Genomic DNA, 26150 nt, shown 5'->3' with positions numbered 1-26150 from the left:
ATAAAGTAGGGAACCCTCTCTCGAGGCTTCCCCCTTATCAAACCGTACGTGCCCTATTAAGGCATACGGCTTACCAAATGTTACAATGTTTATCAAGAGAATGCATTCCAGGCATTTTGCATCTTTTGTAGGCGGTGAGGGGTATAATATTCCTCACCTCTTGCTTTTATTTGCTCAATTCTTTTCTTTGTCTTTCTCTTAGAGGTTTTAATCGTGTCATTCAGATACTGCTCTTTCGTGTATCCATAAGCTTTGTTCAGATAAAGCCAGTATGAGGGAACTAAATTAATTTTAAGGAAAAATGCATTATTCCAATTACTGTTCATTTTCTTCCCATTTCTTTGGTTAGGGTGTTTATGAATAAAAGCTACACGCAGTCTTTTCCTTATGTATCCATCTACCCTTGATAGAATATTCCTCATTAATCGTGTCCTACAGTTACTCTTCTGTCCATGTTCTTCGTTAGCCTTTATTGCTTTGATAATGGTTACGTAATTGTTGACTTTCCCTCTAATAATCGGATTAACTCGTTTTACCCATTCCTCTTTGTTCAGTGTTAGAGTCTTTCTAGTTTTCTCTTTGATTTTCAATCTGAAATCTTTAATAGAGTCCTTCTTAGGTGTAACTTGAAAGATAGGTTTATTATCCTTCTTACCTGTTTCCCAATGATGGAAAGTAAACCCTAGGAAGTCGAAGTCGTCAGATTTAAAATTGACTACTCTTGTTTTATCTTTTGAGATTTCTAAACCTAGTTCTGTCAACTTATCTTTAGTTAGAGAAGCTGCTTTCAAAATATCCTCTTTTGATTTAGCGAAAAGGAGAAAATCATCTGCATAACGAACAAAGCGAATTCCATTTAGGTCCCATTCCCAATCCATTTCATTAAGGTACACATTCGCCAAAAGTGGTGAGATTACTCCCCCTTGCGGTGTTCCATAATCGGAGTGGATAAGCTTACCTTCTTCCATATATCCCGCTTTCAGCCATTGTTCGATCAGCCCAAGGACCGTACGGTCCGAAACATACTTTTTCAGTATGGTTATCATTTTCTTGTGGGGTATATTGTCAAAGAAACCTTTAATGTCACAGTCATAGATGTGATTATATCCCTGTTCAATGTTCCTAAGGATTATTTGTAGAGCTCTTTGAACACCACGATTTGGTCTATAACCTACTGACCAATTATGAAACAAATTATCTTCGAATTTTGGCTGAAGAACATTCACCACACTTTGTTGGACAATTCGGTCTTCAATTGTGGGAATCCCGAGTGGTCGCTTCTTCCCATTCTTCTTTGGAATGTATACTCTTCTTACTGGTTGAGCTTGATAAGTTTTTGACCTTAATTTACCTAGGAGTGCCATGATGTTTTCTTCTAGTTTAGCGTCATAGCTTTCTGTTGTTTCTCCATCAATCCCGCCTGCTCCTTTATTTGCTTTTACTTGTTCGAAGCTTTGGGTTAGTTTTCGATCAAATAATATTTGTCCATAGACGCTGTGTAATTTAAATTTCCACTCTTGATTCATTGCTTATTCCACGCCTTTCCTTGATGTACATTCAAACGGTTTTACCGCAGTAACATGATTGTTAGCATTACATCTTGTTCATGACTTGGAGCCATAGGTCATTCCCCTTCCGTTCACTTGATGTTATGGTCATCAAGTTACTACCGTACTATGAGAATGTCTGACTACTCCACCAGTTCTTCGTCATTTCGGATTACCCTTATAGACTAGAACCCTGCCTGTTCGGTAAGATGGAGTCCTCACGGGGTCATCGCATTTCCCTTCTAAGCATACCCTGCACCATCACGCTATAAGTCACATTTTCCCGTTCTGACTTCTGAAGAAAATGCCTAATGAGTGGGCTTCCTCACTTTTCGAAAAGTCGCCAACTTATCTCGCCGCCGTGCTTCACACTTATTGCATTAGGGTCTACTTACTCGCCTACGGGTCTCTCGATTTTCCGCATCTCCTTCAGACAACACCTCACGGTGTTGCCCTAGATTAAGCTTCCCAAGCTAGGTCAGTCTCCTTGGGTATGGATTTTCACCATATGGGATTCAGTTCCGTTATCCTCAGCCAGTCGTTTCATCGAAATGACGTCTCTGTCAGATAAAGAAAAGAAGAGTGCTGACTAAGTCAACACTCTATGCGACTGCCCGTCGCACAAAAAGCTGCAGGTTAAACTGCAGCTTTTCACTTATTGATCTTGTAATCGGATCGTAAATTTTGTTCCCTTTCCTTCATTACTTGAAACATCAATTTCTCCGTTATGAAGTAATACTAACTGTTTTACAATCGAAAGACCTAATCCAAATTCACCATAAGTAGTGCTAGTTCTCGAAATATCTGCTTTATAAAAACGACGCCATATGTTTTCAATTTCATTTGAATCAATTCCAATTCCCGTATCTTCCACTTCAATTATAATGGCGTGATTTTCCTTTCTTCCGCGCAGCCAAATAGTCCCATTAGAAGTGAACTGAATACTATTTTTCGTGATATTGATTAAAATTTGGATAAGTCGGTCATAATCGGCAAGAACCATAATTTCCGGTTCTGCCTCAACGATAATTTGGTTATTCTTTTCTTCGGCTAACATGCTTAACTGCTCTTGGATAATTTCAAGGGCTTCTAATAATTGAATTTCTTCTTTAAACAATTGGATTTGATTAGAGCGGATTTTTTCATAGTCTAGGTTTTCATTCACAAGGCGGATTAACCTTTTCGCTTCTTGACTCACTAAACTAATCCCTCGTTCCTTATCCTGTTCAGGGATCATATCATTTTTCAGGCCTTCGATTACACCGCTTATGGTTGTTAACGGTGTACGCATTTCATGGGAAACATCGGCCATAAACTGCCGTCTCCTGTTTTCAAGACTTTCAATTTCCAACATTGATTGATTGATTTTATTAACCATATGATTAAAATCATTTGCCAGCTCACCGATTTCATCGAAATTAGAGGAATTTACTTTCACATTATAATTTCCTACAGAAACCTGTGAAGTAGCTTCACGTAGCCGCTTGATCCGATGGACGTGGATCCTTGATAAAAACCAGCTTTGTAAAAAGGAGACACCAAGGGCAATTAGAATCGCATACAATAAATACTTATTTAGCTGCTGAATCATCTTACTCGAGCCGCTGATAGGCGATGTTAATAAAACCCCGCCTATAAATCTTCCATGATCAATGTATGGCAGTACAACAAATGTTACACCTTCCTGGCCAAAGCTTTTAAAATCACTCTGAACAATGATGGTTTTCCCCTTTGTAACAGCCTTCCATTTATCAGCAGGCAAGTTTTTAATGGCAGGGCCTTTTTTATTAACTAGATATAATTTACCATTTTCATCGAATAAACTAAAACTCATGTTTCTTGCTTCTAGGACGTTACTATACTGGCTGATAACCTCATCAGATGCAAAAGAGGGTGCATCTTTTAAGTCAGTTAAGATTGCCTTCCCAAAGGTAGTCAGTTCATCCGCTTTATTTTCATAAACTAAATTTTCTACATAATGGGTAAATAATAAGCTTACTAATAAAAACGCAACAATAATGATACTTATGTGACTAAAAAACTGCTGATAAAAATACTTAAACTTCATCTGCTTTGACTGCATCATCGAATTTATATCCTACTCCCCAAACGGTATGGAAGAAAGGTTGGGACGTTGTTTCTACTTTTTTCCGAAGACGTTTAATGTGAACATCAACCGTCCGCTCGTCACCGTAAAACTGATATCCCCATACACGCTCTAGTAATTGTTCACGAGAGAATACCTGTCGTGGGTGTTCTACCATATAAGAAAGTAAGTCAAACTCTTTCGGTGTTAAGTTTGTCACTTGTGTTTCATCTACAATTACTTCTCTCGTTATTTTATTAACCTTAAAATGATCCGTTTTTATGATGTTGTCTTGCTCTTTATGCTCCTGGTTCTGAACTCTGCGTGTTACAGCTTTAATTCTGGCCATCAAGGTAAGCGGACTGAATGGCTTCGTTACATAATCATCCGCACCCATTTCCAGACCAAGTACCTGATCGGATTCGCTATCCTTCGCAGTTAACATAATAATTGGAACGGTAAACTTCTCTTCGCGAATTTTTCGGCAAATCGTAACACCATCCATGCCTGGAAGCATCCAATCAATAATCAGGGCATCCCATGTTCCGTTTTTAAAGCGGTTGTACCCCTCTAAACCGTCATTTACAAATTCTCCTTCAATGCCTTCTTTAGCAAAAAACATTTCAATCATGGAACAGACACTTTTATTATCCTCAATCACTAATATTTTCACAGTCATTCATCCCCTAGCACAAACTATTTCTTTTCCTTAGTTTAAACGAATTTTTTCTCATATCAAACCTTCTGCACGATAATTACATTTTAATTAAGAGTTTGTTCATAGTTTATTAATAATTAAATTTTTACCATAAAAAAAGAGGCTTGAATTTTTTCAAGCCCCTCCTCTTATCAAACTTTTGCGGCAGACCAGTGCCATTTCTTCATCAATCTTCAAAAGTGTGGCTGCTGCTCTTTATGGCTTTAAGATCAGTTTGCCTTGTGTTTTTCTTGATTGTAATAAGGTATGAACGTTTGCCGCCTCTTCCAAAGGAAACACGCCGCCTATGGTCAGCTTTAATTTTCCCTGGCCCAGATAAGAAAATAGCTCTACTAAACTTGGCTGAAGCAGTTCAGGTTTTCTCATTATTTGTGGCAGGAAAAATCCAATGACAGATTGATTTCTTGCCATGAGTGATGATGGATAAAACCGGCTTTGTTCGCCGCTTGCTGCCCCAAATATAACGAGGCGTCCAAACGTTGCTAGACATTTAACCGTTTTATTAAAAACCTCTCCTCCCACCATTTCGAGGGCAACATTTACGCCTCTGCCGCCAGTTGCCTCAAGTACCTGCTGTTCCCAATCAGGCTCCGTATAGTTAATGAGGACATCTGCTCCCATTTCACGGGCTAAGGCTAATTTTTCTTCTGAGCTTGCTGTGGCAATGATTTTTCCTGCTCCAAACAATTTGGCCAGCTGCACCGCAATCGTTCCAACCCCGCCTGCTGCAGCATGAACAAGGACACTTTCCCCTTTTTCCAAACGTCCCATCGTTTTTAAAATATGATAAGCGCTAAGACCTTGAAGCGGCAGTGCTGCGGCCGTGTGAAAATCTAATTGTTCTGGTATTGGAATGACTGACCGTTCATCAGCTAGGGCAAAATCCGCGTAGCCTCCTGATTCAATTAATGTCACGATTCTTGCTCCAGGCCTTATTTTTGTCACTTGATCGCCTACTTCAGTTACGACTCCGGCTATTTCTGCCCCAGGAATAAATGGGAGCGGTGTTTTCACGACATATTTCCCTTCCCTGCGTGCCGTATCAGCATAGTTAACACCGATTGCTTTGATTTCGATTAATACTTCAGACCCAAGAGGAACCGGCTTTTCAATATCAACTATGTTTAAAACTTCTGGTCCCCCATATTCTTTTAACTGGATCGCTCTCATAGATTCCACTCCTACTTTCCTTTAAAGGCTGGTTTTCTTTTCTCCTTAAACGCACTGATACCTTCTTGGTGATCCTCGGTTTGGACCATTAATGTTTGAATCAGACGTTCCTGCTCCAAGATTTCCTCTAGTGAGGAGGTAAATGCTTGATCAATTAATTTCTTTTGTTTTCCATACGCTTTTCCAGGCCCGTGGGCTAATTTTAACGCAAATTGAGTTGTTTCTTCTTGGAGTTTTTCCAATGGAACTAAAAAGTTGATTGCCCCTAACTGATATAAGCGTTCGGCGGGTATTGGCTCAGCAGTAAAAAAGAATTGCTTTGCCAAGTGCGGACCTATTAGCCTAGGAAGTAAATAGGAGCCGCCGCCATCGGAAATAAGACCCACTTGGGAGAAACTAAGCGCAAACTTAGTTCCTTCTGCAGCTATAATGAGATCACAGGCTAAAGCTAAATTTACTCCTGCTCCAGCAGCAAAGCCATGAACAGCAGCAATAATCGGTTTTTCTATCTCTTTCATTAGTAAAATTAGTTCATTGAGCCTGCCAATATGATCATATACTTGAACTCCTTTTGCCTGCCCCATCGTTTTGACGTCGCCGCCAGCACTAAACGCACGCCCCGCTCCTGACAGGACAATTACTTGGATATCTTCGTCATTTTGAGCATTGTGGAGAGCTTCTTTTATTCCCAGAATCATTTCCGGACTGAAGGCGTTTAAGCTTTCTGGACGATTTAAGGTTAAGGATAAAACTGGACCAAGCTTTTCCACTAATAAATGTTCTTGCGTCATTTCTCATCATCCTCCCCATATGGCTGTCTTAAAAGCTAATTAAAATAAACTGAGATACACCAACTTAGCGCGACAATGTTGGTTCGACGATTACCTTCCCCTCCATTAAGATGGGAACAATAGAGGTAATTCCTTTAGAAGCGGCAATCTTCAAGTCAGGGTGCTGATTATATTTGTCTAAAAGCCTGCCAACATATGAATCTAGCAGTACTTCATAGGGATCATCTTGACCCCGGTAAAAATAAAAGGCTGTCTTCGCTGCATCGGTTAATTCGTATTCACCCTGGTTTAGCAGACAATCAATTAAATGACCAGCACCATAAAAATCTTCTAAACTCATCTCACCAGAATTTCCTGAACAAATAATCAGGATGGTTTGGTCATCCGTACAGCCCTGCAGTGATTTGGCTACTGCAGAATTGTTAAGCAGTGAACCAATATAGACTCTATTTGCCGATGCTGACTTCCTTAAAGCAACGGTTCCATTAGTAGTAGACAAAATTAATGTCTTCCCTTTAATGTTCTCCCTGATTAAGGTCGGACTGGGATAAACAAAGCCAGCCATTGGTCTAGTATCCAGTTCTCCAGCCAGAATGAATTCCCCCTGTGAGTACTCTTTTGCCACTTCCAATGCCTCAGAGCTATGCAAAACAGGAATGACTTCCTTTGCACCATCCTTTAATGCCGAGACAATCGTGGTGGTCGCCAGAAGAACATCTAAGACGACTGCTATCTTATTTCCAGCTTCCATTTTTTCTTCTTTAATGTCTTCTTTTTTCATCAGAAGGTGAACCTTTGTCATTCCCATTTCGCTCCCCTATTAAAGCTTTTCTTCCGATACACTTGCGGCATGCTGCATTAAATTTTTTACAAAGTGGTTAAAATTCGCAAAACGAATATCATGGGTCTGCCCTTTTTTGTAGCGATAATAGATTTGCTGGCCAATGACAGCGAGCTTAAAGTAAGCAAAAGTTAAATAAAAATGGAAATTGGTAATATCCCTGCCGCTCTTTTGGGCGTAGAGTTCAATGAATTCCTTTCTCGTCAAAAAACCTTCTTGGACAGCTGTAACTGGCGCTTTCCCTAACCCATGAATTAAAAGTTCGGAATCGTCTCCTTGATTCCAATAACCCATCGCCACACCAAGGTCAGCCAGCGGGTCACCAACAGTTGTCATTTCCCAGTCAAACAGTCCGACCATCTTTGTTAAATCCTCATTAAACATGGCATTGTTAAATTTATAATCATAATGGATAATCGCGGCTTCTGACTTTTTTGGAATATGATTCACGAGCCATTTTTTTAAAGAATTAACCACTGGGATTTCGTCCGTTATCGCCCGTTCATAACGGCCTATCCAGCCGTGGACCTGCCTTTCCATAAAGCCTTCCGGTTTGCTGATTTCGGCAAGTCCTGTCTCTTTGTAGTCGATTTGATGTAATTCCACCAGTTTTTCAACCATCACCACTGAAAGACGCCGGCAGAGATCTTTTGTGACTTTGACCCCTTTCGGAAAAGATGTATCAATCAGCAAGCCATTTTTTCTCTCCATAATAAAAAATGGACTACCAACGAAGGTTGGATCCTCTGAGTATAGTAACGGCCTTGGAGCAACGGGAAAAATCGGGTTTAGCGAAGAAAGGATTTTGTACTCCCTGCCCATATCATGGGCTCTCGGTGCTACTGGCCCTAGTGGGGGACGCCTTAACACCGCCTCCCAATTCCCTATTTTGAGTTGATAGGTCAAATTAGAATGGCCTGCAAAAAATTGCAAGATTTCCAGATTCTCCTCTGGTAATGAATCCATATTTGCTCGTAAAAATTCCTCCAAAACAGGCAAATCTAATTCTTCACCCTGTCGAACTGAAATCGTATCCTTATTCATTTGACGTGGCATGTAATTCCTCCTGTCATAGAAAATTCAGACTCTTCCAGACATAAATCATTTCAGCTGTCCTTATCGCAGTCTCACATCATACTAACCGGTTAGTATATAGTTTTTTTTTAAAAGGGAGGGTAGTTTTAAAAATATCTACCCGTTTTGATACTAGCCATTCACTTGAATACCCTTTAGAATCATTTCCACAAATATTTCAGCAACCTCACGATCCGAGCAGCTTCCATTTGGGTTAAACCATTGATAACTCCAATTGGTTATCCCCAGTATTCCGAAAGTAATAATTGAAGCATTGATTTCTGGACGAAACTCCCCGTTCTCAATCCCTGATTTTATCAGTGCCTCAATATTAAAACGGAATTGATCACGCTTTGAAATGATGAGGGCCGAATGTTCCTCATTTAAATTGGATAACTCACGATAAAAGATTTTTGCGGCAGAACCCCGTGATTTTATATCTGAAAGAAGCAAAAAAACAACTTCAAATAATTTTTCTTTATAGTTCTTTGATGGGTCGTTAAAAATCCTCTCTAATTGGAACAGTAGTTCATCAATATAACCGCGATGAATATCCATTAATAATTCTTCTTTACTTGAAAAGTAATAATAAAATGTCCCCTTTGTTACCCCGAGGGAATCGACAATATCCTGAATGGATGTTTCACTGAATCCCTTCTTTTCAAATAAGCGGATGCTTTGTTCCGTTATTCTTTCCTTCACCTTTATGTCCTCACAATCTGTTAAATGTTTTTTAAAATTATACCATAAGATCGTTCTCTCCTTTACAGCATTCTGTGTTCTTAAAGGTTTTACACATCTACTTATTCATGGCCTCCTCCCGTAAAGCGCGGCGAAGAATTTTTCCAACACCGGTTTTCGGCAGTTGATCACGGAATTCTACTATTCGAGGTACCTTATAGGCAGCCATGTTTTGCTTGCAATATTGAATGATTTCCTGCTCTGCTGCCATACTTCCAGCCTTTAGGACTACAACTGCCTTCACATCTTCGCCCCTGTATGGGTCTGGCACGCCTATACAAACAGCCTCTTGTACAGCTGGATGTTCATATAATACTTCTTCTATGTCGCGGGGATAGATATTGTAGCCGCTCGCGATAATTAAGTCTTTCTTTCTATCAACAATATATAAATAGCCGTCTTCATCCACTTTGGCAATATCGCCGGTATAGAGCCATCCTTCACGAAGGGTATGGGCTGTTTCTTCCGGCAGGTTCCAGTACCCCTTCATAATTTGTGGTCCTTTAATAATGACTTCTCCTATCTTACCCACAGGTACTTCTTCCGCACCCGTTGCTAAATCGACAATCTTGTATTCTGTTGAAGGCATGCCAATCCCAACACTTCCTGGCTTCCTCTCCGCAAATGGAGGGTTACAGTGCGTTGTAGGAGAAGCTTCAGAAAGACCATAGCCTTCGAGAATCTTTGAACCAGTCTTTCTTTCAAAATTACGAAGCAATTCAACGGGCATCGGTGCACTGCCGCTGTTACAAGTTCTAATGCAATTGATATTAAATTCTTCCGCTCTTGGGTGACTTGTAATCGCCACATACATGGTGGGAACTCCAGGGAACATGGTTGGCTGTTCATTTTTAATGGTATTTAGGACCTCCTCTAATTCAAACCGTGGAAGCATGATCGATTCGGCAGCTATATAAATAGAGAGATTCATACATGAACTCATCCCAAACACATGGAAAAGTGGAATGACGGTTAAACACCTTTCCTTTCCCATTTCTATTTCATGCTTAAAAAACTCATAGCTTTGCAGGACATTAGCCAAAATGTTACGGTGCGTCAGCATCGCACCTTTTGAACGACCGGTTGTTCCGCCTGTATACTGAAGAACAGCTACATCATGATCAGGCTCAAGATGAATGGAAGTAATGTTTCCATCGCCCTCACTAAGGAAGCTTTCAAAGCTTCGATCTGGAGAAATGTCTTGAGCAGATGGTTGTATACTTACCGTAATAACTTTTTTCAGGTTTGTTTGCGGCTGGACATTTTTGACTCTTGGATATAAGGCATCGAGGACAACGATTGTTTCTGCGCCGGAATCCTGCAAAATGTATTCCAATTCCCGCTCAACGGACATCGGATTTACTTGCGTCACAATGGCTCCAGCGTTCAGGATTCCATAGTAGGAAATAACATATTGGGGACAATTGGGGAGCATGATTGCCACCCTGTCTCCTTTTTGTATTTGATTTTTTTGCAGGGCAGACGTAAAGCTTAGGGACATTCGGTTAAGCTGCTCGTAGGTGATTTTTCTTCCGTAAAAAGAAAGGGCGTTATTGGCAGGAAATTTTGCGGCGGTCTCTTGTAGAATTTGACCCATCGGTATATCAGGGATTGAAATGGTTTTTCCAATACTCTCCGGATAGTGCTCTGACCAGGCTTTTTTTTGACTCATATGACCCCTCCACATTCTTTTTCTTTAAATCAAACTTAAAACGTCAGACCGCCTCCATCGACTGAAAGAGTCGCTCCAGTAATAAAGGATGCTTCGTCTGATGCTAAAAATAACACGGCGTTGGCTACTTCTTCCGGTGTGCCAATTCTCCCCAGGGCATTAGCTCGTGAAATGATCGGCCATTTCCGTTCATTTTGTTTCCAATTATCTATAATTTTGGTATCAATCACACCTGGTGCGATAGCATTAACACGGATATTGTATTTTCCATATTCAAGTGCAGCATTTTGCGTCAATACGACTACACCGGCCTTGGAGGCATTGTAAGCGGAAACAAATTTTTGCCCCTTTAAACCGAGCAGACTTGAGGTGTTAATGATGGAACCTCCGCCAGTCTTGATTAATTCGGGTACGGCATATTTAATACCAAGAAATACTCCTTTTAGGTTAATATCAACGACCCTGTCCCATTCTTCTACTGTCAAATCTACACTTCTGACTTCTGTGTTTCCGACTCCTGCATTATTGAATAGGATGTGTAGTCCACCAAAAGTGCTAGTACCCATTTCAATTAATCGTTTGATTTGCTCTGGGTCGGCCACGTCTGTCTTTACAAAAATGGATGACCCTTCATGCTCGCGTATGTAGTTGGCGGTCTCTTCCCCGTTTATGGAATCGATATCTGCTACTACAACCATCGCCCCTTCTTGTGCAAAACGAAAGGCCGCTGCCCGGCCGATTCCACTGCCGCCGCCTGTAACAATAGCTGTTTTTCCTCTTAACTTCATCAAAACCTGCCCTCCCGCCAACATTCATCCTATGATCAAACAATACTAACCAGTTAGTATGTTATATATACAATTATACCCTTAAAACTTAATTATTCAATTTCTTTTCTAAATATTCTAATAAATTCCCTCAAAAAAAAGTTCTGCCAAATTGTGTCTCCAAGGATCCGACGTTGAGGACGGTTTCCTTGTTTCTGTATCGGGTTTTGTCCTCAACAATCCCGATTGAAGACAGATACCTTGATTCGTCATTTGGTTGTCTCTATAAATTTAATACCGTTTAAAAGATCTTTTCTGTTTATTCATTACCTCATACGATTTTTCAATGATGTCCGTTAAAACGTCACCTTTGTAAATTCGGCCAAGCTTTAATCCCTGTTGATAATATTCAACAATTTCATCCAGTTTAGCAGAAGTTTCTTTCGTGATTCTTACATTTAATTGAACTCTTTCGTTCTCACTCATGGCTTACACTCCTGTTTTTATTACTAGTTTATTGCTAGCAGTTATCTATTCGTGTGTTATCACTTGCTACTATACTATAAAATTCGTTAAATTTCACCAATAATAAAATCGGACCATTGCGGCGACGGTCCGATTTTATTGATTAGCCCAGATCGTATTTCCCTCTATTGTTCTTCCTGTTTTTGTTCAGGAATAATGATCGTAGCTAACGTTCTTCTTCTTCTTCCCGTTTTCGGTTTATTTTGCGTTACCCTTGAATAAACCTCGGACATTTCCTTAATAAATTGTACAAACTCCTCGTCATCTAATAATAAACTCGTCTGCCTAAATGATACTCCATCGTTGATTAAATCAATTTTATTTTGGTCTAAATACCGTTCATATTCACCCATGATATTGGCCATAAATTTAAAAAATAAATCCATATGCTCTTCTTTTGTAAAACTGTTTAATTTCTCCGGAGAGATCGATGCCTTGGCTGGGTCTTGCAGGGAGTATACCTTTTCTATCGTTCCTCGGTTTGGGATCTCATCAATAATATGAATAACACCTGCATCCACGAGTTTTTTTATATGACGGTACAATGATGCTTGCGGAACATCTGGCAGCAATTCTTTTATTTGTTGAGCGGTCATGTGTTGGTTTATTAAGGACTGAATGATTCTCATTCGAACTGGGTGCAATATAACGTCAACGGTTGATTCTTTTGCCATGGTATTGTGTCCTTTCTTTCGTTATCATTATTAATAATGATAATAAAATGTTAATTGAAATTTGTAAAGTAATTAACTGGAAATAACAACAAATTTTATATTTTTCTACTTCTTCTCTTAGTATTTTACATGAAAAGGGATTTTTCTACTTATATTATAATGAGGAGGTATGCATTCAATGATATTATCATGTATTTTAGGCATTATTTTAACATTCCAGCCGGTTAACTCTCCCGATCATTTAGTGATAACAAAAAACGGGATCCATGTGACAACTATAAAACACGAGGATTTTTCCTATCCCTATACAGATTTACCGATTATTGATTCTAAAAAGTACAATCAATTCTTAGATAATTTGGATAAGCATTTTTTGATTATGCCTGAAAATGCAACCATAAATTCACATGGTGCAATTGTAGCAGAAAAAATCGGTTCGAAAATTCATCGACAAGCTTTTACAGAACAGCTGTATGCTTACTTATTTTCACATCAATCAGGCAAATTAGAAATCCCGATGCTACCTGTATATCCTAAGGTAGATAGTGAGTTACTCTCTGATATAAGCAGTATGAGAGTTGGCAGGTATGTGACTTCCTTTAACCCCAGCAACAAAACACGAACCAATAATATCGATTTAGCAACAAAGGCTATTAATAATTATGTCATCTTTCCGGGAGAAACCTTTTCTTTTAATAAAGTGGTGGGAAAGAGAACAGCCTCGAAAGGTTATTTAAAGGCCCCTGTGATCGTAAGAGGGGAATTTTCAGAGGATATAGGCGGAGGAATTTGTCAAGTCTCATCCACCCTTTTTAACGCAGTCGATAGTGCAGGGCTTAAAATTGTCCAAAGGTTTTCACATACGAGAAAGGTACCATATATCCCGCCTGGTCGGGACGCAACCGTTAGTTGGTATGGACCAGATTTTGTTTTTAAAAATATCTATAAAGAGCCAATTTTAATTAGAGCCAAAACCCTTGGGCATTTATTAATTATCAATCTCTACTCTTCAGAGTTAGTCGAATACCAGCCCAGGAAAATTCCTAATGCTCCATATTAAAAAAGTCCGCTGCATCAACAGCGGACTTTTTTGACTTTAACGATTATTATTTAATGCACTTTCCATTAACTCATCGGAAAACTCTGTTAGAGCAGCATTATTATCCATTACGTTTAGGCTAGGCAAGTTCGTTTTTTCTGTAAAGTTTTTCACTGCATTTTGAAAAGGAAGTGCAAAATCTCTACGCTTCCCCCTTGTTACCCCAAACACTGCTGCACTTAAGGAAATACCGATAAGTGATGCCCATAAAGGCATTCTACTTTTGGGTTTGGGAGTAAACAATTTGAAAAACGGCTGTCTCGTAAGTTTTTTCATTTTCAGCACCCCTTTGTTTGATTGAAGTAAAAAAATTCTCCCCTCTATTAGCTTAATTTGTTCCATTCCCTGTTAATTATGTGAAGTAAAAATCGCGTATACTGTTATATTTTAGCATGAAGCCTTTCAAATTTATGATTCGCCCAATGAACCACCAAACATTATTTTACATACAATGGCTAAAAAGAAATTGGTGGTGTCTATGGGAAGCTTAACTTATTTTGATTTCTTAGCAAAGTTTGGTGTTGGTGGTGCCCATCCAGGTGGAATCCATCTTACGCAAAACATTCTTTCAAAGGAAAAGATAAACGACCAATCAGTCATATTAGATGCAGGCTGCGGCACAGGTCAAACGGCCGCCTACTTGTATCAGCACTATGGTGCGAACGTAATTGGATTGGAGATAAATCCGATTATGGTGGAAAAAGCAAAAGAACGCTTTGAAAAGCTTCAGCTGCCCATTTCTTTAATAAGAGGTTCCATTGAGGAAATTCCATTTGCAGACAATACATTTGACTTTATTTTATCAGAATCCGTTTTAGCTTTTGTTAATAAACCAAAAGCCCTAAAGGAATTTAACCGAGTATTAAAAAAAGGCGGGCGGTTAATTGCAAACGAAATGACCATAAACCGGCCGCTCAGTCAGCTGGAAGCAGCAGAGATTATGAATTTCTATGCTGTTGACTCTTTATTGCTCGAAGAAGACTGGAGAAAACTTTTGAAGAAAACGGGGTTCCGGCAAATTGAAATCACAGCATATAATCTTCCGCTTAGTCACGGGAATGAAACACCTGAATTTAACTTCTCAAAGGATTTTGATCCGGAACTTTTTCACGTATTGAATGAACATGGAAATATTGTCATTAAATATCAAGATACTTTAAGTTATCGGATTATAACTGTCATTAAATAGAAGGAACGCCTGCTTTTCTTACAAAAAGCGGGCTCTTTCTTCTAAATAGGATCTGCCATTGAATTATGTATATTATGGTCCTTTCATTCGAAAAATAACAAGGTGAAAGGATGGGATGACTACATGGATAACACATTGGCATATTTAAAAGAGATATTATCCAATTATACTGACGATCACTCCGAGGGCCGCTTTATCTATAAAAAAATCGTTGAAGGTGCTTACAAATCAGAAGGGTCTTTCGTCCGAGATTTAAACCAGAAGGAAATCCACTTTTTAAATAACATATTACCCAAGGAAATAAACCATGCAAAAGAGGTTCAGGACGAAAAAAGAGCTTATCAATTAAATGAAGTATATGAATTGTTATAAAAACGAAAAAGATGGCAGAACAATCTGTCATCTTTTTCGAAAATAGTTCATTTTTTGCTATGGTTTCTTTGTAAAGTTTGTCCCTTTGCTTAACTATTTCCTAGGTAAGCGCACATTACGACATCTCGGCAAGAAATTATCTCATTTTTCCTTATGTGCCGACAATAGATCCGTAAATACTACAAAATATTCCAACGCCACTGGCATCGAAAATGATAACACGCTAATGAATGTCTCTTTTCTTAAATCTGCCGCCCCGTACTTCCGCAATATCTGCCACGGCTAAAAAGGCATTGCCGTCATTCTCAGTTACAATTTCCTTTAATTTTGCTTCTTCAAGTCGGTTTATTACACAAAAAATGACCTTTTTCTGATCACCTGAATAGGCACCCTCCCCATTCAAGTAGGTAACTCCGCGACCTAAACGATTCATGATTGCATCTCCAATTTGACTGGCATTATCACTTATAATCCAAACAGACTTTGATTCATCAAGTCCTGTAATCGTAATATCAATCGTTTTATATGCAACAAAATAAGCGATTAAAGAGTACATAGCCCGATCCCACGAAAAAACAAAGCCGGCGCTTCCTAAGATGAACAAATTAAAAAACATGATAATCTCCCCAACCGAAAAGGGAAGTTTATTATTGAAAAGAATAGCTAAAATTTCCGTTCCATCTAGAGAACCCCCATAGCGAATAACCAGACCTACTCCAACGCCTAGAAGGATTCCCCCGAAAACAGTCGCTAGTAATATATCTTGTGTAAAAGCTGGAACTGGATGAAGTATTGTGGTTGTAATCGAAAGTATAACAATTCCATAAAGAGTGGATAAAGCGAAGGTCTTTCCGATTTGTTTGTAGCCTAAAAAGATAAAAGGAATATTAAATAAAAATAGAAACATCCCAAGTTTCCAGTCAGTAATATAGGACAACATAATCGATATGCCGGTAATACCCCCATCGATTACATTATTTGGGACAAGGAATATTTCCAGCCCAACTGACATTAGAATAGCCCCAAGTGTAATTAATAGGATCCTCTGAAAGATCTTTTTCTTTGTCAAACCTTTGTGTTGAATTTTAGCCATGATGGCTTCTTGTTGGTGAATCAAACTAAGTTCTTGTGTTCCTGACATTATCTTTCCCCTTTCACCTTAGCATTTTACTAATAGTATAATGAATAATTGCTGCTATTTATATTTAAATGCTTATATTTTTATTCAATATTACTCCTCCAGGAGTCTCACGCCTTTCGTTCCAATCAAAGTATGGTAAATCACCCTATAACACAGTGGTTCAAAAAGAAAACTGCCTTCTTTAAGGCAGCAATCAAATCAACTTGGGTCTACTTCATCATACGAGAGGGTTGTCACACTAGTGTATTCCCCATTGTCTACGTCTTTATCACTGGCACTTGCATTTAGTTCTTCTTGGTCATCCATACCTGGCGCCATGGTTGGTTCTTTTTTCTTATCCATACAGTTTCACTCCTTTACGAGGTTTATTTTCCCAAATTTTTATCCAACTATGCGTAAATCTTTCATTCAAAATTTAAATTATTCGCTTTTTTAAAATCGGCTGCTGATTTCAACTCCAATCAACAGAGTATAAATAACTACAAATTCGTTTAAAGAGCCGAATTAATAAAAAAAAGCTACTCCGTTAAAGAAGTAGCTCCATAATTTGATAATCAGCTTAGGAGACCCAACCATGACACCAGTCGTCAATTTTCAAATCTTCCATTTCCATATAGGATTAATACCTATGGATCTTTGAAAACTTAGCCGGAGTGTGCTTGTTCCGTTGAAGGAATTAATTCACATGTGCTTAATGGAATTCAAATTCCTAAAAAGAAACAAATTACTTTCACTCAGTTTTAACTTTTAAAGACTTTTACTCCTCATTTGAATTCAGCTTCTTGGCAATCCATCTTCTTTGTTTGATTTTCAGTTATAATACCATGTTAATGTAATCGTTTAACTAGGTACTAACCTATAAATCCTTAACTTCTTCCTTTGATAAAGATTCTATGAAATCTAGATATCTCTTATGAAAGGTGTTAGTTTTGAATTTATTCATCCAAAAAGAATATCGCTCCACCTGCCAAATGATTGAATCCGGAAAAACCTACTACTACTCGTTCACTAACGGAACGAACACGTATGGTTGAGCCTCCTAAGCTGTTATTAATTTATTTATCTTTTACACTTAAAGTATATCACGGAATTCACGGAATAATCCTCAAGCTTGTGACGAATATGTGAATTTTTGGAAATATCATCCCGGGTTAGGACGAAAATATTAAGGGAATCTTATCTGTAATCGTACAATATTAGAAAGGATGCAAAGGCCAGATGATAGAATCCCTTAAGAAACATGCGAAACCCTTTCATTCCATAAACGATTTTGATCCGTTAATGGACGCAATTGGTAACGCAAAATATGTCCTGCTTGGAGAATCTTCACATGGAACATCAGAGTTTTATACGATTCGGGCAGAATTAACAAAGCGGTTAATCCTAGAGAAAGGATTTTCCTTTATTGCAGTGGAAGGGGATTGGCCAGCCTGCCAATCAATTAATCGATATATTAAAGGACTTTCCCCATCTAATAAAGACGTAAGGGAAGTACTTGAAGCCTTTAACCGATGGCCTGCCTGGATGTGGGCCAATCAAGAAATAGTCGGATTAGTCGATTGGTTAAAGGAATTTAATATAAACACGAATCGTTCCCAAAAGGTTGGATTTTATGGTTTGGATGTATACAGCCTTTGGGAAAGCCTTGATGAAATCATTGGTTTTTTAACAAAATTGAATTCTCCAGAACTTGAAGCTGCTAAGAAGGCATTTGCCTGCTTTGAACCCCATAACCGCAACAACGAATCCTATGCTGTCTCTGCAGGATATTTATCTGAGGACTGTATGAAAGAGGCGCTCGACCTCCTTTCTACGATTCAAAATAATAAATGGAAGTTTGAGGATGCCCTAGAAAGCAGTCTCAATATGGAAGTAAATGCACTTGTTACCGCACATGCTGAAGAATATTACCGAACCATGGTGAAAAGTGATGACGAATCTTGGAATATTCGTGACCGTCACATGGTGGATGCTTTAAATTCCATTCGTGAATTTTATGGCAGCGATGCAAAAGTGATCGTATGGGAACATAATACACATGTTGGAGATGCACGGGCCACTGACATGAAAAACGAAGGCATGGTTAACGTCGGACAGCTGGTTCGCGAACATTATGGGGAAGACGAGGTATTTATTGTTGGTTTTGGGACCTATACAGGCACCGTAATTGCCTCACCGGAATGGGGGCTAAAACCGGAAGTAATGAGTGTTCCGCCTGCACAACACGGCAGTTGGGAATACCTCATGCATCAGGCGGGGGCTATAAATCAGTTTCTCATTTTTAACGACCAAAACCGAAAAGACTTTTCCTCCACAGTTGGTCATCGAGCTATTGGTGTTGTTTATCATCCCGAATACGAACAATTTGGAAATTATGTTCCTTCTAACATGGGAAATCGTTATGATGGTTTTATTTTTGTAGATCGCACCAATGCTTTACACCCATTAGTTTTAGAACGTGTTCTCATTTAAGGAATTGTTTTTTGCGGCACTCTCCAACTTTTCTTAGTTGTGAGATAATTTTAAGCTGTTAACACAAAAAACCAATCTCTCAAAAAAGGATTGGTTTTTTGTTTAATTACTTAGATCCCGGTGCTGGGTGATCGACACCTTTTACATGGTGACTATGACCATTGTCTTCAGTAGTATGGAAATCATAATAATGAACATGCATTCCGTTCCCTACTGGGATAGCCGGACCCGAGTATGCACGATAATGATGTGTATGTCCATCCTCAAATAGCACATATCCTTCCGTATAATGAATATGCCCTCCATCTTGAGTTGGAATCGGCGGTGATGTAATGTCCAAACATTGATGCACATGCCCTGAGCTTACACCTGTATAGTCAACTGAACCGTGGTTATGATGTGGAACAAAACCTTGGACAAAGTCATCCTTACCTGTATTTCTAATCACAATCACCTCATAAAGTAGATTTGATGTTACAACTATATGCAGCTAATAATTAAATAAGTCAAAAAGGCTTTCAAAATTTTTCACTCGCAGTGATAGAAGCTTCTTCGGACAAATAGAAATAAATAAAAATCCATATCACCGAGTATTGATAAGGATTTTTGCTATTAAACACTTACATTATGAATTTTCCGTTTTACTATTTTGTTAGTAAAAAGGCTTTGCAAAACCATGCCAATCATGACTAATGCCATTCCGCTCCAGGATAGGGCTGAAGGTACCTCCGAGTTTAAGAGCAATAATTCTCCCATTACGGCAAATAAAACCTCCATTGATTGGGTTGCTTCGACAGCAGCGAGCTTTTGCATGTCACCTCTTACTAAATCAGTAGCTTGAAAGAAAAGAACTGTGGCAATAACTCCGGAGGATATTGCTACAAGCCCCGATTGAGTGGTTTGCCCTAGGCTTGGAGGACCCGCAGTAATCCATCCATAAATAGATAACACAATCCAAAAGGGCAAACTGGCCAGTGTCATCCCTAATACCCTTTGAAAGACATCAAGACGGCCTCCACACACCTCCATCATTTTCCGGTTACCTAACGGATAGGCAAAGGAAGCAATGACGATTGGTAAAACCCCAAGGGTAATAGCCAACAGTGTTATGTGATTCGCTTGTTCCAGTTGCATAAGTACGATTCCAAGTAAAATAATCAGAGACATCCCTAAACCTTTAAAGGGAATTCTCCCTCTTAATTGAACAGGCCCTTTTTCCGTCATAATAGTTTCGTAAAAAAGTGGTGCCAGTATAGAGCCGGAAATAATGGTGATTTGCCAAGTTGCGGCAATAAGCCAGCCAGGCGCATATGAAGCCGAAAAGCAGATCGGCGCATAGAAGAATCCAAAACCGACTGTACTCCATAATAACCAGATACCAGGCTGCTTTTTCATTTCAACTAACAATGGTTTAAAGTTCTTCCTCCCAATTACAATTAGAACTAGAAATGGAACCATAAAGAAATATCTTAAGGATGCACTCCAGATCCAACTTCCTCCAGCAAGATCCATCGACCGATTGAGGATAAAGGTAATCGCAAAGAAGAAAGCGGCAAATATGCCTAACATGATAGGTCGCATTTTTCACTTTCCTTTCCTAGGCAAGGGATCAATAATGTTCTCCCTTACTATTAGATCGGGTAATTTTTATTAGTATATCAGATATCTGAATTTTATGTTAACATATCTTATGAAAATACTTGCATACACTTCTATGACCTGCATAAAATGTTTTGTCGTCAAACAAAAGCAAAATAGTGAAACTTTAGAAAATTCATTTCGTACATAACTTAGACAAAAAAATGAAAAGTGAGGATGATTCGATGTTTGGAAAAGTTGCTGCAGATATTTTAGGATTAAGTGATGTTGGTTCCGTTATTAGACCCGAAAATTATGATAAAGTGGATGCAGACGATTATGTGATGCATGAAGACAATGAAAAAATTTACTTCTTAATTAAATCAAAATCTGATGAATATTGCTTTACTAATAATGCACTTATCCATCTTGACGGCACAAGCGCTACAAGTAAAAAACGGATGCTGCACCGTTATAGTTATGCAACAAATCGAATTTCGGATGTGATGCTTGAAACAGCTGGGACAGTCGATCTTGATGTTGAAATTAAATTCAAAATTGGCTCAGTGCCATTCTCTATTGATGTCCACAAGAAGCATATAGAGGAAGTAAAAGACTTATATAAAGCCTTAATTAAAATTTCCGAAATTTCACATGAAAATGAAATCAGCCTCCAATTCGCTAAACAAAGCCTCGATGTCGCTTCGACCACTCTTGGCCGGATTACAAGTCCTGACAGTAATTTAGTCGTTCAATTCAAAATGCTTAACCAAGCAGCGTTTCAATGGCTTGAGGAAAGCAAAAAACAGTATTGTGTAAAGGATTTCGGATTTGTGTTTGAAAAATATATTAATAACTAAAATGAAACACCCCCAAGACGATTAAAGCTTGGGGGTGTTTCATTTTTATATATTATCAATCATTACATCTTCTAATGGTAATCGTGTTGTTCTGTGTGCTGGTGTTGCAGCCTTTCCGATTGGAAGTAAGAGAATCGGGAAATAGCGATCGGAAACATTAAATCTATCGATGAACTTTTGTTTATCAAAGCCAGCCATCGGTACAGTATCATAGCCTCTTTCTTTGGCAATCAGCATCAACTGCATAGAGATTAACCCTGCATCGAATGTGGCAATATTTTTGCGAACCTCTTCAGGTGCATTTGTGTAAGTCCTGTTAGCATTAGCAATTAATTGCTCCATGCTTCCTTTATCCATAAAACCTGCTTCATAGGCACCTTGATAGACCTTTTCAGTATTTTTATACATTTCCTTATCACCTAAGACAACAACAACAGCTGAGGCTGTTTCAACTTGTTCTTGGTTATATGCGATTGTTCTTAATTCTTTTTTTATTTCTTGGTCTTGAATCACCATAAAGCGCCATGGCTGTAGATTACTTGAAGATGGTGCTGTCGTTGCGTCTTTAATCATATCTTTAATTTCTTCTGCAGAAATTGTAAAGTTAGCGTCATATTTTCTAACTGAATGACGTTCTTTCATTACGTCTGTTAATCTTTTTTCAGCAATTATTGCCATGAGAACTTTTCCTCCTAGGACTCTTTTACTTACTATAAGTAAGTTAACTTTTTTCATCTTACTAAAAGTAAGTATCTTTCGTCAAGGAAAAGAATTATGGTATGATATTGTAAGAAAAGTTAAAAAGAGGTAGTAATAATGAGTGAACCTAACCATCAGTCATGTAGGTCCGTTTCAGAAAAGGAAGTTCAACATATCTGTACGAATTTTCATAATGCAATTGAATTTATTGGTAAACGTTGGATGGGTGCAGTTATTTTTTCTCTAATGGAAGGGTCTAAGCGATACCATGAAATTATAGCCGCTATCCCTGGTATTTCTGACCGTTTATTAACCGAGCGGCTGCGTGATTTAGAATCAGAAGGCTTATTAACCAAAAAGATGATAGCTGCTTCTCCCAAAAGAGTTGAGTATGAACTTACTCCTGCTGGAAAAGATCTTGAAGAAGTGATAAATACGCTGATAAAATGGGCTAAAAATCGGACAGACACATAATAGATCGATAATATAAAAAAGGCATGCATGTTTTTCCATGCAAGCCTTTTTTATATACTAAAACCGATTTTTCCGATGAAACAGCCCCATTACTTCAATCGTTTCCGTAATATTCACGAAAGCACACGGATCGACTTCAACAATAAGGTTTTTGACGTCATTAAGTTCATAACGAGTAATGACAGTTATGATGATGTTGCGCTTGTCATTGGAGTATGCGCCAATCCCGTCCATAACGGTAAGACCTCTATAGAGATTGGCCAGTAAATGTTCCCTGAGTTCTTGACCTTTATCCGTAATAATCATCAAAGTTAACTTAGCATGATCTGTATAGATCGTATCCACTACTTTTCCAGTTAAATAAATAGATATTAAGGTATTAAGGGCCGCATCCCAATTTAATAAAAATCCACTAATCACAATGACAACAGCGTTCATACCGGAAAGTAACACACCTATAGGAAAATCCTTTTTTCTCGATACAATCATCCCAATGATGTCAAATCCGCCAGTTGACCCCGATGAACGAAAGACCAGCCCTACTCCAAGACCTGCCAAAATCCCTCCAAAGATGGATGAAAGAATAGAATCCTTCGCAATTGGAAGTACAGGCACTATGTAAAGGCCCACTGAAATGATGACGACAGAAAAAATAGTATTCATAATGAATTTCTTTCCTAGCATCTTATAACCAATAATGATCAGTGGTAAATTCAATAGAAAGTTTGCCAAACCGGTATTGAGCGGGGTAATCATCCCTAATATCATTGATATTCCGCTTAATCCGCTGCTTAATACAGCGTGAGGTATTAAAAAAAGGTTAAATGCCACCACTACAATGAGGGAACCGGCAATTACTCCAATAATCTGCATGGCAAATCCTCCTGCCTCCCAATTTTTTCTTTTTTTTAAATGATACTGATTCTCTAAATGAAAGTAAACTTAATAGTTTTTTTCCAATAGCATAAATAGTCTGCCTATTTAGATTTAATTGACTTTTATTAAACAAGTTGACAATTTCAGTATATGAATGATACTTTAGTAGCATATTAATTTAATAGAAAAATCCTCATCAAAACCGATGAGGTAGAGGTCGCGGTTTTTATCAGTAGAACGGATGAGATGTAGAGACATCGATGAATTCGTTTGAAAGGAAAAGCTGCCGAAGTGTGCTTTCTTCTCTATAAAAGCATGCTGGGTCTGTATTCGAATAGGAACAGAACTGTCACGTTTGAACCTACCAAAGCAAACGTGTTGAGCTATCTTTCGGAAGGTATGATGCGGGGTATTATTAATGCCATCGAGTCTGCTTCGATGGCATTTTTTATTCCAAACTCCTTCTCGAACTAGTGTTTCGCAAGGATAGCTTCAGGTACTTGCGATTCTTTGAATATTTAAAAAAAGAAAGGGAGTTTTATTTATGCAAGGACAAACTGCTAGACCACTACAAGATATCAAAGCAGGCAAACATACATCCAAAGAGAATTCAAATGAATTAAAACGAAGCTTAAAATCTCGTCATTTAACAATGATTTCTCTTGGCGGAACCATCGGAACTGGATTATTCCTTGCCAGCGGAGGTGCAATTCACTCAGCAGGACCAGGTGGAGCGATTCTTTCCTATCTTGTAATTGGCGTAATGGTTTATTTCCTAATGCAAAGCTTAGCTGAAATGGGTGCTTACATGCCAGTTGCCGGAAGCTTTAGTACGTATGCAACTAAATTTGTCGATCCATCCCTTGGCTTTGCACTTGGCTGGAATTACTGGTATAACTGGGCGATTACGATTGCGGCAGAATTAGCTGCTGTAACCATGATCATGAAATTTTGGTTTCCACATACTCCTTCATTTATATGGAGCGCTATTTTCTTAGTCATTATGTTCCTATTAAATTACCTATCTGTAAAAGGATTTGGAGAAGCTGAGTATTGGTTCTCGCTAGTTAAAGTAGTTACAGTAATTATATTTATAATCACAGGTTCATTAATGATTTTTGGAATTATGGGAGATCATGCTATCGGCTTTAAAAACTTTTCAGTCGGCGATGCTCCTTTCCACGGCGGCTTTATGGCAATGCTCGGAATCTTCATGGCAGCAGGTTTCTCTTTCCAAGGAACCGAGCTATTAGGGGTAGCAGCCGGCGAGACCGATGACCCAAGTAAATCCATACCTCGTGCAGTCAAGTCAGTATTTTGGCGAATTCTTTTGTTTTATGTATTAGCCATTTTAGTAATTGGCCTTCTTATTCCGTACACAAACGGAAACCTGGCTAATGGCGATGTATCGGTCAGCCCATTCACACTTGTTTTTCAAAAAGCAGGGATTGCGTTCGCAGCTTCTGTTATGAATGCGGTTATCTTAACAGCGGTTTTATCAGCGGGTAACTCTGGTATGTATGCATCAACTAGAATGCTTTGGGATCTTGCACGTCAAGGTAAAGCGCCTAAGTTCTTGGGTAAATTAAATAAAAACGGTGTACCGGTTAATGCTTTAATCGTAACAACTTTAGTAGGAACTCTTGCATTCCTCGCCTCTTTCTTTGGAGATGGAACAGTTTATGTTTGGTTATTGAATGCATCTGGTATGTCAGGTTTTATTGCGTGGCTTGGAATTGCCATCTGTCACTATCGTTTCCGTAAAGCATATGTAGCCCAAGGCAAGGATCTTAACTTACTGCCATTTAAATCAAAACTTTTCCCATTTGGTCCCATTTTCGCCTTTGCGGTGTGTGCATTTGTAGTCCTTGGACAAAATTATACCGCCTTTATGGGTGATCATATCGACTGGAATGGTGTCTTGGTCTCTTATATCGGCTTACCTTTATTCCTTATTTTATGGCTTGGCTACAAATTTACCAAAAAGACTAAAGTTATCCCTTTAAAAAAATGTGATTTAGAAGTGTAAAACTATAGAAAAAGAAAAAACAGACTTGATTTTCAAGTCTGTTTTTCACTACATATTTAGTACAATTAGGCTCTACTTCTCGTCAGAGGCCCAGACATATAAATCTTCAATCTGGCAATTTAATTCTTTTGAAATGGTCATCGCAGAATTTAGGCTCATTACCTTTTTTGACAAGTAATTGTCAAGTTGACTTTTAGGAATATTTGTATTTCTTTCTAAGCTATCTAGAGTCATTCCATTTTTTGATAATAACTCTTTGAGGTTACTTCTTTTTGCTTTATAATTTGTCAAAAATGACACCTCTCTTTAGGAAAGCATACCACAGTTGCATTATAATGGAAAGGCGAACAGCATCGATTATTCTTTTTGTTCCATTCATATCCTATAAGGTATCAGCGCTTATGAGAATTTTTGTGTTATACTTAACAAGGAATCTTAAAGGGGTGTGGAAATGAAAGGCTCAAATAACCGATACAATACTGGTCAAAGCGTAAATATTATTGAAACAGGCGAAGTTGTCACTATTTTAAAATGGCAATATGTGAAAAATATGAAGAGGTACTCTTATATCGTTAAAGAACACCCTAGTACATTTTATTTTGAAGAAGAACTGCAAAATTTATAATTTGAAGAAGCAGCAAACAAAAAGAAGACCCAACTGAGGATCTTCTTTTTCTTTTTTATTGGCTGTGTTAAACTTGGATGTTGATTTCCGCTGCAGTCGCTCGCTTTCCGTGGGCGTGCCGGGGAGCCTC

Annotated in this window: 28 protein-coding genes and 1 riboswitch; of the genes, 8 read left to right on the top strand and 20 right to left on the bottom strand. The window is 38.5% G+C overall.

The window, feature by feature from the left end:
- Window positions 1-92: 92 nt before the first annotated feature.
- The 12 genes from ltrA to V7266_RS13510 all read right to left on the bottom strand — a co-directional run bounded on the left by ltrA (window position 93) and on the right by V7266_RS13510 (window position 12606).
- Entirely contained in the window at window positions 93-1526 is a 1434-nt protein-coding gene (ltrA, locus tag V7266_RS13565) for a group II intron reverse transcriptase/maturase (RefSeq protein ID WP_335468422.1), read from the bottom strand.
- Between the two features lie 676 nt (window positions 1527-2202).
- On the bottom strand, window positions 2203-3633 hold the full coding sequence (locus tag V7266_RS13560; protein WP_335468421.1) for a HAMP domain-containing sensor histidine kinase: 1431 nt from the start codon (window positions 3631-3633) through the stop codon (window positions 2203-2205).
- Window positions 3605-4306: a response regulator transcription factor gene (locus tag V7266_RS13555; RefSeq protein WP_335468420.1), complete on the bottom strand. Its 702-nt coding sequence runs from the start codon at window positions 4304-4306 to the stop codon at window positions 3605-3607. Before V7266_RS13555 ends, V7266_RS13560 begins: the two co-directional genes overlap by 29 nt.
- Before the next feature lie 240 nt (window positions 4307-4546).
- Window positions 4547-5521, bottom strand: coding sequence for a quinone oxidoreductase family protein (locus V7266_RS13550; RefSeq protein ID WP_335468419.1), 975 nt, complete (start codon window positions 5519-5521; stop codon window positions 4547-4549).
- Window positions 5522-5532: 11 nt separating this feature from the next.
- Window positions 5533-6312 carry an enoyl-CoA hydratase/isomerase family protein gene (locus V7266_RS13545; protein ID WP_335468418.1) on the bottom strand — a complete coding sequence of 260 codons (780 nt, stop codon included), beginning with the start codon at window positions 6310-6312 and terminating at the stop codon, window positions 5533-5535.
- A gap of 64 nt (window positions 6313-6376) precedes the next feature.
- Window positions 6377-7114, bottom strand: coding sequence for a 2-phosphosulfolactate phosphatase (locus tag V7266_RS13540; RefSeq protein ID WP_335468417.1), 738 nt, complete (start codon window positions 7112-7114; stop codon window positions 6377-6379).
- An 18-nt stretch (window positions 7115-7132) separates the two neighbouring features.
- On the bottom strand, window positions 7133-8209 hold the full coding sequence (locus V7266_RS13535) for a phosphotransferase family protein (RefSeq protein WP_335468416.1): 1077 nt from the start codon (window positions 8207-8209) through the stop codon (window positions 7133-7135).
- Window positions 8210-8359: 150 nt separating this feature from the next.
- Window positions 8360-8929 (bottom strand): TetR/AcrR family transcriptional regulator, encoded by a 570-nt coding sequence (locus V7266_RS13530; RefSeq protein ID WP_335468415.1) that lies wholly within the window; start codon window positions 8927-8929, stop codon window positions 8360-8362.
- 97 nt (window positions 8930-9026) lie between these two features.
- Window positions 9027-10640 carry a long-chain-fatty-acid--CoA ligase gene (locus V7266_RS13525; protein ID WP_335468414.1) on the bottom strand — a complete coding sequence of 538 codons (1614 nt, stop codon included), beginning with the start codon at window positions 10638-10640 and terminating at the stop codon, window positions 9027-9029.
- A gap of 35 nt (window positions 10641-10675) precedes the next feature.
- Window positions 10676-11428, bottom strand: a complete 753-nt coding sequence (locus V7266_RS13520; RefSeq protein WP_335468424.1) for an SDR family NAD(P)-dependent oxidoreductase — start codon at window positions 11426-11428, stop codon at window positions 10676-10678.
- A 270-nt stretch (window positions 11429-11698) separates the two neighbouring features.
- A complete protein-coding gene (locus tag V7266_RS13515) occupies window positions 11699-11893 on the bottom strand; it encodes a hypothetical protein (protein ID WP_335468413.1) in 195 nt (64 codons plus the stop codon).
- 164 nt (window positions 11894-12057) lie between these two features.
- Window positions 12058-12606: a helix-turn-helix domain-containing protein gene (locus V7266_RS13510; protein WP_335468412.1), complete on the bottom strand. Its 549-nt coding sequence runs from the start codon at window positions 12604-12606 to the stop codon at window positions 12058-12060.
- Window positions 12607-12784: 178 nt separating this feature from the next.
- Here V7266_RS13510 and V7266_RS13505 point away from each other — a divergent pair, with 178 nt between their 5' ends.
- Complete coding sequence (locus tag V7266_RS13505) at window positions 12785-13666, top strand: VanW family protein (RefSeq protein WP_335468411.1); 882 nt, start codon at window positions 12785-12787, stop codon at window positions 13664-13666.
- A gap of 36 nt (window positions 13667-13702) precedes the next feature.
- On the opposite strand, the gene V7266_RS13500 is transcribed toward V7266_RS13505, so the two are convergent.
- Window positions 13703-13981, bottom strand: a complete 279-nt coding sequence (locus V7266_RS13500) for a hypothetical protein (RefSeq protein ID WP_335468410.1) — start codon at window positions 13979-13981, stop codon at window positions 13703-13705.
- Between the two features lie 202 nt (window positions 13982-14183).
- Between V7266_RS13500 and V7266_RS13495 the strand changes: the two genes are divergently transcribed.
- Together V7266_RS13495 and V7266_RS13490 are read left to right on the top strand one after the other, a co-directional pair.
- Complete coding sequence (locus V7266_RS13495; RefSeq protein ID WP_335468409.1) at window positions 14184-14894, top strand: class I SAM-dependent methyltransferase; 711 nt, start codon at window positions 14184-14186, stop codon at window positions 14892-14894.
- Window positions 14895-15017: 123 nt separating this feature from the next.
- Window positions 15018-15266, top strand: coding sequence for a sigma-G-dependent sporulation-specific acid-soluble spore protein CsgA (locus V7266_RS13490; protein ID WP_335468408.1), 249 nt, complete (start codon window positions 15018-15020; stop codon window positions 15264-15266).
- Window positions 15267-15489: 223 nt separating this feature from the next.
- On the opposite strand, the gene V7266_RS13485 is transcribed toward V7266_RS13490, so the two are convergent.
- Both V7266_RS13485 and V7266_RS13480 read right to left on the bottom strand, forming a co-directional pair.
- Window positions 15490-16359: a YitT family protein gene (locus tag V7266_RS13485; RefSeq protein WP_420491399.1), complete on the bottom strand. Its 870-nt coding sequence runs from the start codon at window positions 16357-16359 to the stop codon at window positions 15490-15492.
- Window positions 16360-16605: 246 nt separating this feature from the next.
- Complete coding sequence (locus tag V7266_RS13480) at window positions 16606-16749, bottom strand: hypothetical protein (RefSeq protein WP_335468406.1); 144 nt, start codon at window positions 16747-16749, stop codon at window positions 16606-16608.
- 876 nt (window positions 16750-17625) lie between these two features.
- Between V7266_RS13480 and V7266_RS13475 the strand changes: the two genes are divergently transcribed.
- Window positions 17626-18879 carry an erythromycin esterase family protein gene (locus tag V7266_RS13475; RefSeq protein ID WP_335468405.1) on the top strand — a complete coding sequence of 418 codons (1254 nt, stop codon included), beginning with the start codon at window positions 17626-17628 and terminating at the stop codon, window positions 18877-18879.
- Between the two features lie 106 nt (window positions 18880-18985).
- Here V7266_RS13475 and V7266_RS13470 read toward each other — a convergent pair whose 3' ends face one another.
- On the bottom strand, window positions 18986-19324 hold the full coding sequence (locus V7266_RS13470; RefSeq protein ID WP_335468423.1) for a YmaF family protein: 339 nt from the start codon (window positions 19322-19324) through the stop codon (window positions 18986-18988).
- A 167-nt stretch (window positions 19325-19491) separates the two neighbouring features.
- On the bottom strand, window positions 19492-20460 hold the full coding sequence (locus V7266_RS13465; protein ID WP_335468404.1) for a DMT family transporter: 969 nt from the start codon (window positions 20458-20460) through the stop codon (window positions 19492-19494).
- A gap of 242 nt (window positions 20461-20702) precedes the next feature.
- On the opposite strand from V7266_RS13465, the gene V7266_RS13460 reads away from it, so the two are divergent.
- Window positions 20703-21317 (top strand): PH domain-containing protein, encoded by a 615-nt coding sequence (locus tag V7266_RS13460; RefSeq protein WP_335468403.1) that lies wholly within the window; start codon window positions 20703-20705, stop codon window positions 21315-21317.
- A 45-nt stretch (window positions 21318-21362) separates the two neighbouring features.
- Here V7266_RS13460 and V7266_RS13455 read toward each other — a convergent pair whose 3' ends face one another.
- A complete protein-coding gene (locus V7266_RS13455; protein ID WP_335468402.1) occupies window positions 21363-21995 on the bottom strand; it encodes a nitroreductase family protein in 633 nt (210 codons plus the stop codon).
- A gap of 138 nt (window positions 21996-22133) precedes the next feature.
- Between V7266_RS13455 and V7266_RS13450 the strand changes: the two genes are divergently transcribed.
- Window positions 22134-22490: a winged helix-turn-helix transcriptional regulator gene (locus tag V7266_RS13450; protein WP_335468401.1), complete on the top strand. Its 357-nt coding sequence runs from the start codon at window positions 22134-22136 to the stop codon at window positions 22488-22490.
- Window positions 22491-22547: 57 nt separating this feature from the next.
- Here V7266_RS13450 and V7266_RS13445 read toward each other — a convergent pair whose 3' ends face one another.
- Window positions 22548-23363 carry a YitT family protein gene (locus V7266_RS13445; protein ID WP_335468400.1) on the bottom strand — a complete coding sequence of 272 codons (816 nt, stop codon included), beginning with the start codon at window positions 23361-23363 and terminating at the stop codon, window positions 22548-22550.
- Window positions 23364-23569: 206 nt separating this feature from the next.
- Window positions 23570-23760: riboswitch (Lysine riboswitch) on the top strand.
- A gap of 150 nt (window positions 23761-23910) precedes the next feature.
- On the opposite strand from V7266_RS13445, the gene V7266_RS13440 reads away from it, so the two are divergent.
- Window positions 23911-25395, top strand: coding sequence for an amino acid permease (locus V7266_RS13440; RefSeq protein WP_335468399.1), 1485 nt, complete (start codon window positions 23911-23913; stop codon window positions 25393-25395).
- Window positions 25396-25467: 72 nt separating this feature from the next.
- Here the strand turns inward: V7266_RS13440 and V7266_RS13435 are convergent, their stop codons facing one another.
- The gene (locus V7266_RS13435; protein ID WP_335468398.1) at window positions 25468-25686 is read right to left on the bottom strand and encodes a helix-turn-helix domain-containing protein; all 219 of its coding nucleotides are present in this window, start codon (window positions 25684-25686) and stop codon (window positions 25468-25470) included.
- Window positions 25687-25846: 160 nt separating this feature from the next.
- On the opposite strand from V7266_RS13435, the gene V7266_RS13430 reads away from it, so the two are divergent.
- Window positions 25847-26020 carry a hypothetical protein gene (locus V7266_RS13430; protein WP_335468397.1) on the top strand — a complete coding sequence of 58 codons (174 nt, stop codon included), beginning with the start codon at window positions 25847-25849 and terminating at the stop codon, window positions 26018-26020.
- Window positions 26021-26150: the final 130 nt, after the last annotated feature.

This window comes from Neobacillus drentensis (assembly GCF_036965645.1).
GTDB classification, from domain to species: Bacteria; Bacillota; Bacilli; order Bacillales; family Cytobacillaceae; genus Neobacillus; species Neobacillus drentensis_D.
This window is presented reverse-complemented; position numbering and strand designations above follow the sequence as displayed.

What these genes read in the sequence shown, in the direction of transcription:
- ltrA (WP_335468422.1), bottom strand. Translation starts at nt 1,526, where the DNA reads ATGAATCAAGAGTGGAAATTTAAATTACACAGCGTCTATGGACAAATA.
- V7266_RS13560 (WP_335468421.1), bottom strand. Translation starts at nt 3,633, where the DNA reads ATGATGCAGTCAAAGCAGATGAAGTTTAAGTATTTTTATCAGCAGTTT.
- V7266_RS13550 (WP_335468419.1), bottom strand. Translation starts at nt 5,521, where the DNA reads ATGAGAGCGATCCAGTTAAAAGAATATGGGGGACCAGAAGTTTTAAAC.
- V7266_RS13545 (WP_335468418.1), bottom strand. Translation starts at nt 6,312, where the DNA reads ATGACGCAAGAACATTTATTAGTGGAAAAGCTTGGTCCAGTTTTATCC.
- V7266_RS13540 (WP_335468417.1), bottom strand. Translation starts at nt 7,114, where the DNA reads ATGACAAAGGTTCACCTTCTGATGAAAAAAGAAGACATTAAAGAAGAA.
- V7266_RS13535 (WP_335468416.1), bottom strand. Translation starts at nt 8,209, where the DNA reads ATGCCACGTCAAATGAATAAGGATACGATTTCAGTTCGACAGGGTGAA.
- V7266_RS13525 (WP_335468414.1), bottom strand. Translation starts at nt 10,640, where the DNA reads ATGAGTCAAAAAAAAGCCTGGTCAGAGCACTATCCGGAGAGTATTGGA.
- V7266_RS13520 (WP_335468424.1), bottom strand. Translation starts at nt 11,428, where the DNA reads ATGAAGTTAAGAGGAAAAACAGCTATTGTTACAGGCGGCGGCAGTGGA.
- V7266_RS13515 (WP_335468413.1), bottom strand. Translation starts at nt 11,893, where the DNA reads ATGAGTGAGAACGAAAGAGTTCAATTAAATGTAAGAATCACGAAAGAA.
- V7266_RS13510 (WP_335468412.1), bottom strand. Translation starts at nt 12,606, where the DNA reads ATGGCAAAAGAATCAACCGTTGACGTTATATTGCACCCAGTTCGAATG.
- V7266_RS13505 (WP_335468411.1), top strand. Translation starts at nt 12,785, where the DNA reads ATGATATTATCATGTATTTTAGGCATTATTTTAACATTCCAGCCGGTT.
- V7266_RS13500 (WP_335468410.1), bottom strand. Translation starts at nt 13,981, where the DNA reads ATGAAAAAACTTACGAGACAGCCGTTTTTCAAATTGTTTACTCCCAAA.
- V7266_RS13495 (WP_335468409.1), top strand. Translation starts at nt 14,184, where the DNA reads ATGGGAAGCTTAACTTATTTTGATTTCTTAGCAAAGTTTGGTGTTGGT.
- V7266_RS13490 (WP_335468408.1), top strand. Translation starts at nt 15,018, where the DNA reads ATGGATAACACATTGGCATATTTAAAAGAGATATTATCCAATTATACT.
- V7266_RS13485 (WP_420491399.1), bottom strand. Translation starts at nt 16,359, where the DNA reads ATGGCTAAAATTCAACACAAAGGTTTGACAAAGAAAAAGATCTTTCAG.
- V7266_RS13480 (WP_335468406.1), bottom strand. Translation starts at nt 16,749, where the DNA reads ATGGATAAGAAAAAAGAACCAACCATGGCGCCAGGTATGGATGACCAA.
- V7266_RS13475 (WP_335468405.1), top strand. Translation starts at nt 17,626, where the DNA reads ATGATAGAATCCCTTAAGAAACATGCGAAACCCTTTCATTCCATAAAC.
- V7266_RS13465 (WP_335468404.1), bottom strand. Translation starts at nt 20,460, where the DNA reads ATGCGACCTATCATGTTAGGCATATTTGCCGCTTTCTTCTTTGCGATT.
- V7266_RS13460 (WP_335468403.1), top strand. Translation starts at nt 20,703, where the DNA reads ATGTTTGGAAAAGTTGCTGCAGATATTTTAGGATTAAGTGATGTTGGT.
- V7266_RS13455 (WP_335468402.1), bottom strand. Translation starts at nt 21,995, where the DNA reads ATGGCAATAATTGCTGAAAAAAGATTAACAGACGTAATGAAAGAACGT.
- V7266_RS13450 (WP_335468401.1), top strand. Translation starts at nt 22,134, where the DNA reads ATGAGTGAACCTAACCATCAGTCATGTAGGTCCGTTTCAGAAAAGGAA.
- V7266_RS13445 (WP_335468400.1), bottom strand. Translation starts at nt 23,363, where the DNA reads ATGCAGATTATTGGAGTAATTGCCGGTTCCCTCATTGTAGTGGTGGCA.
- V7266_RS13440 (WP_335468399.1), top strand. Translation starts at nt 23,911, where the DNA reads ATGCAAGGACAAACTGCTAGACCACTACAAGATATCAAAGCAGGCAAA.
- V7266_RS13430 (WP_335468397.1), top strand. Translation starts at nt 25,847, where the DNA reads ATGAAAGGCTCAAATAACCGATACAATACTGGTCAAAGCGTAAATATT.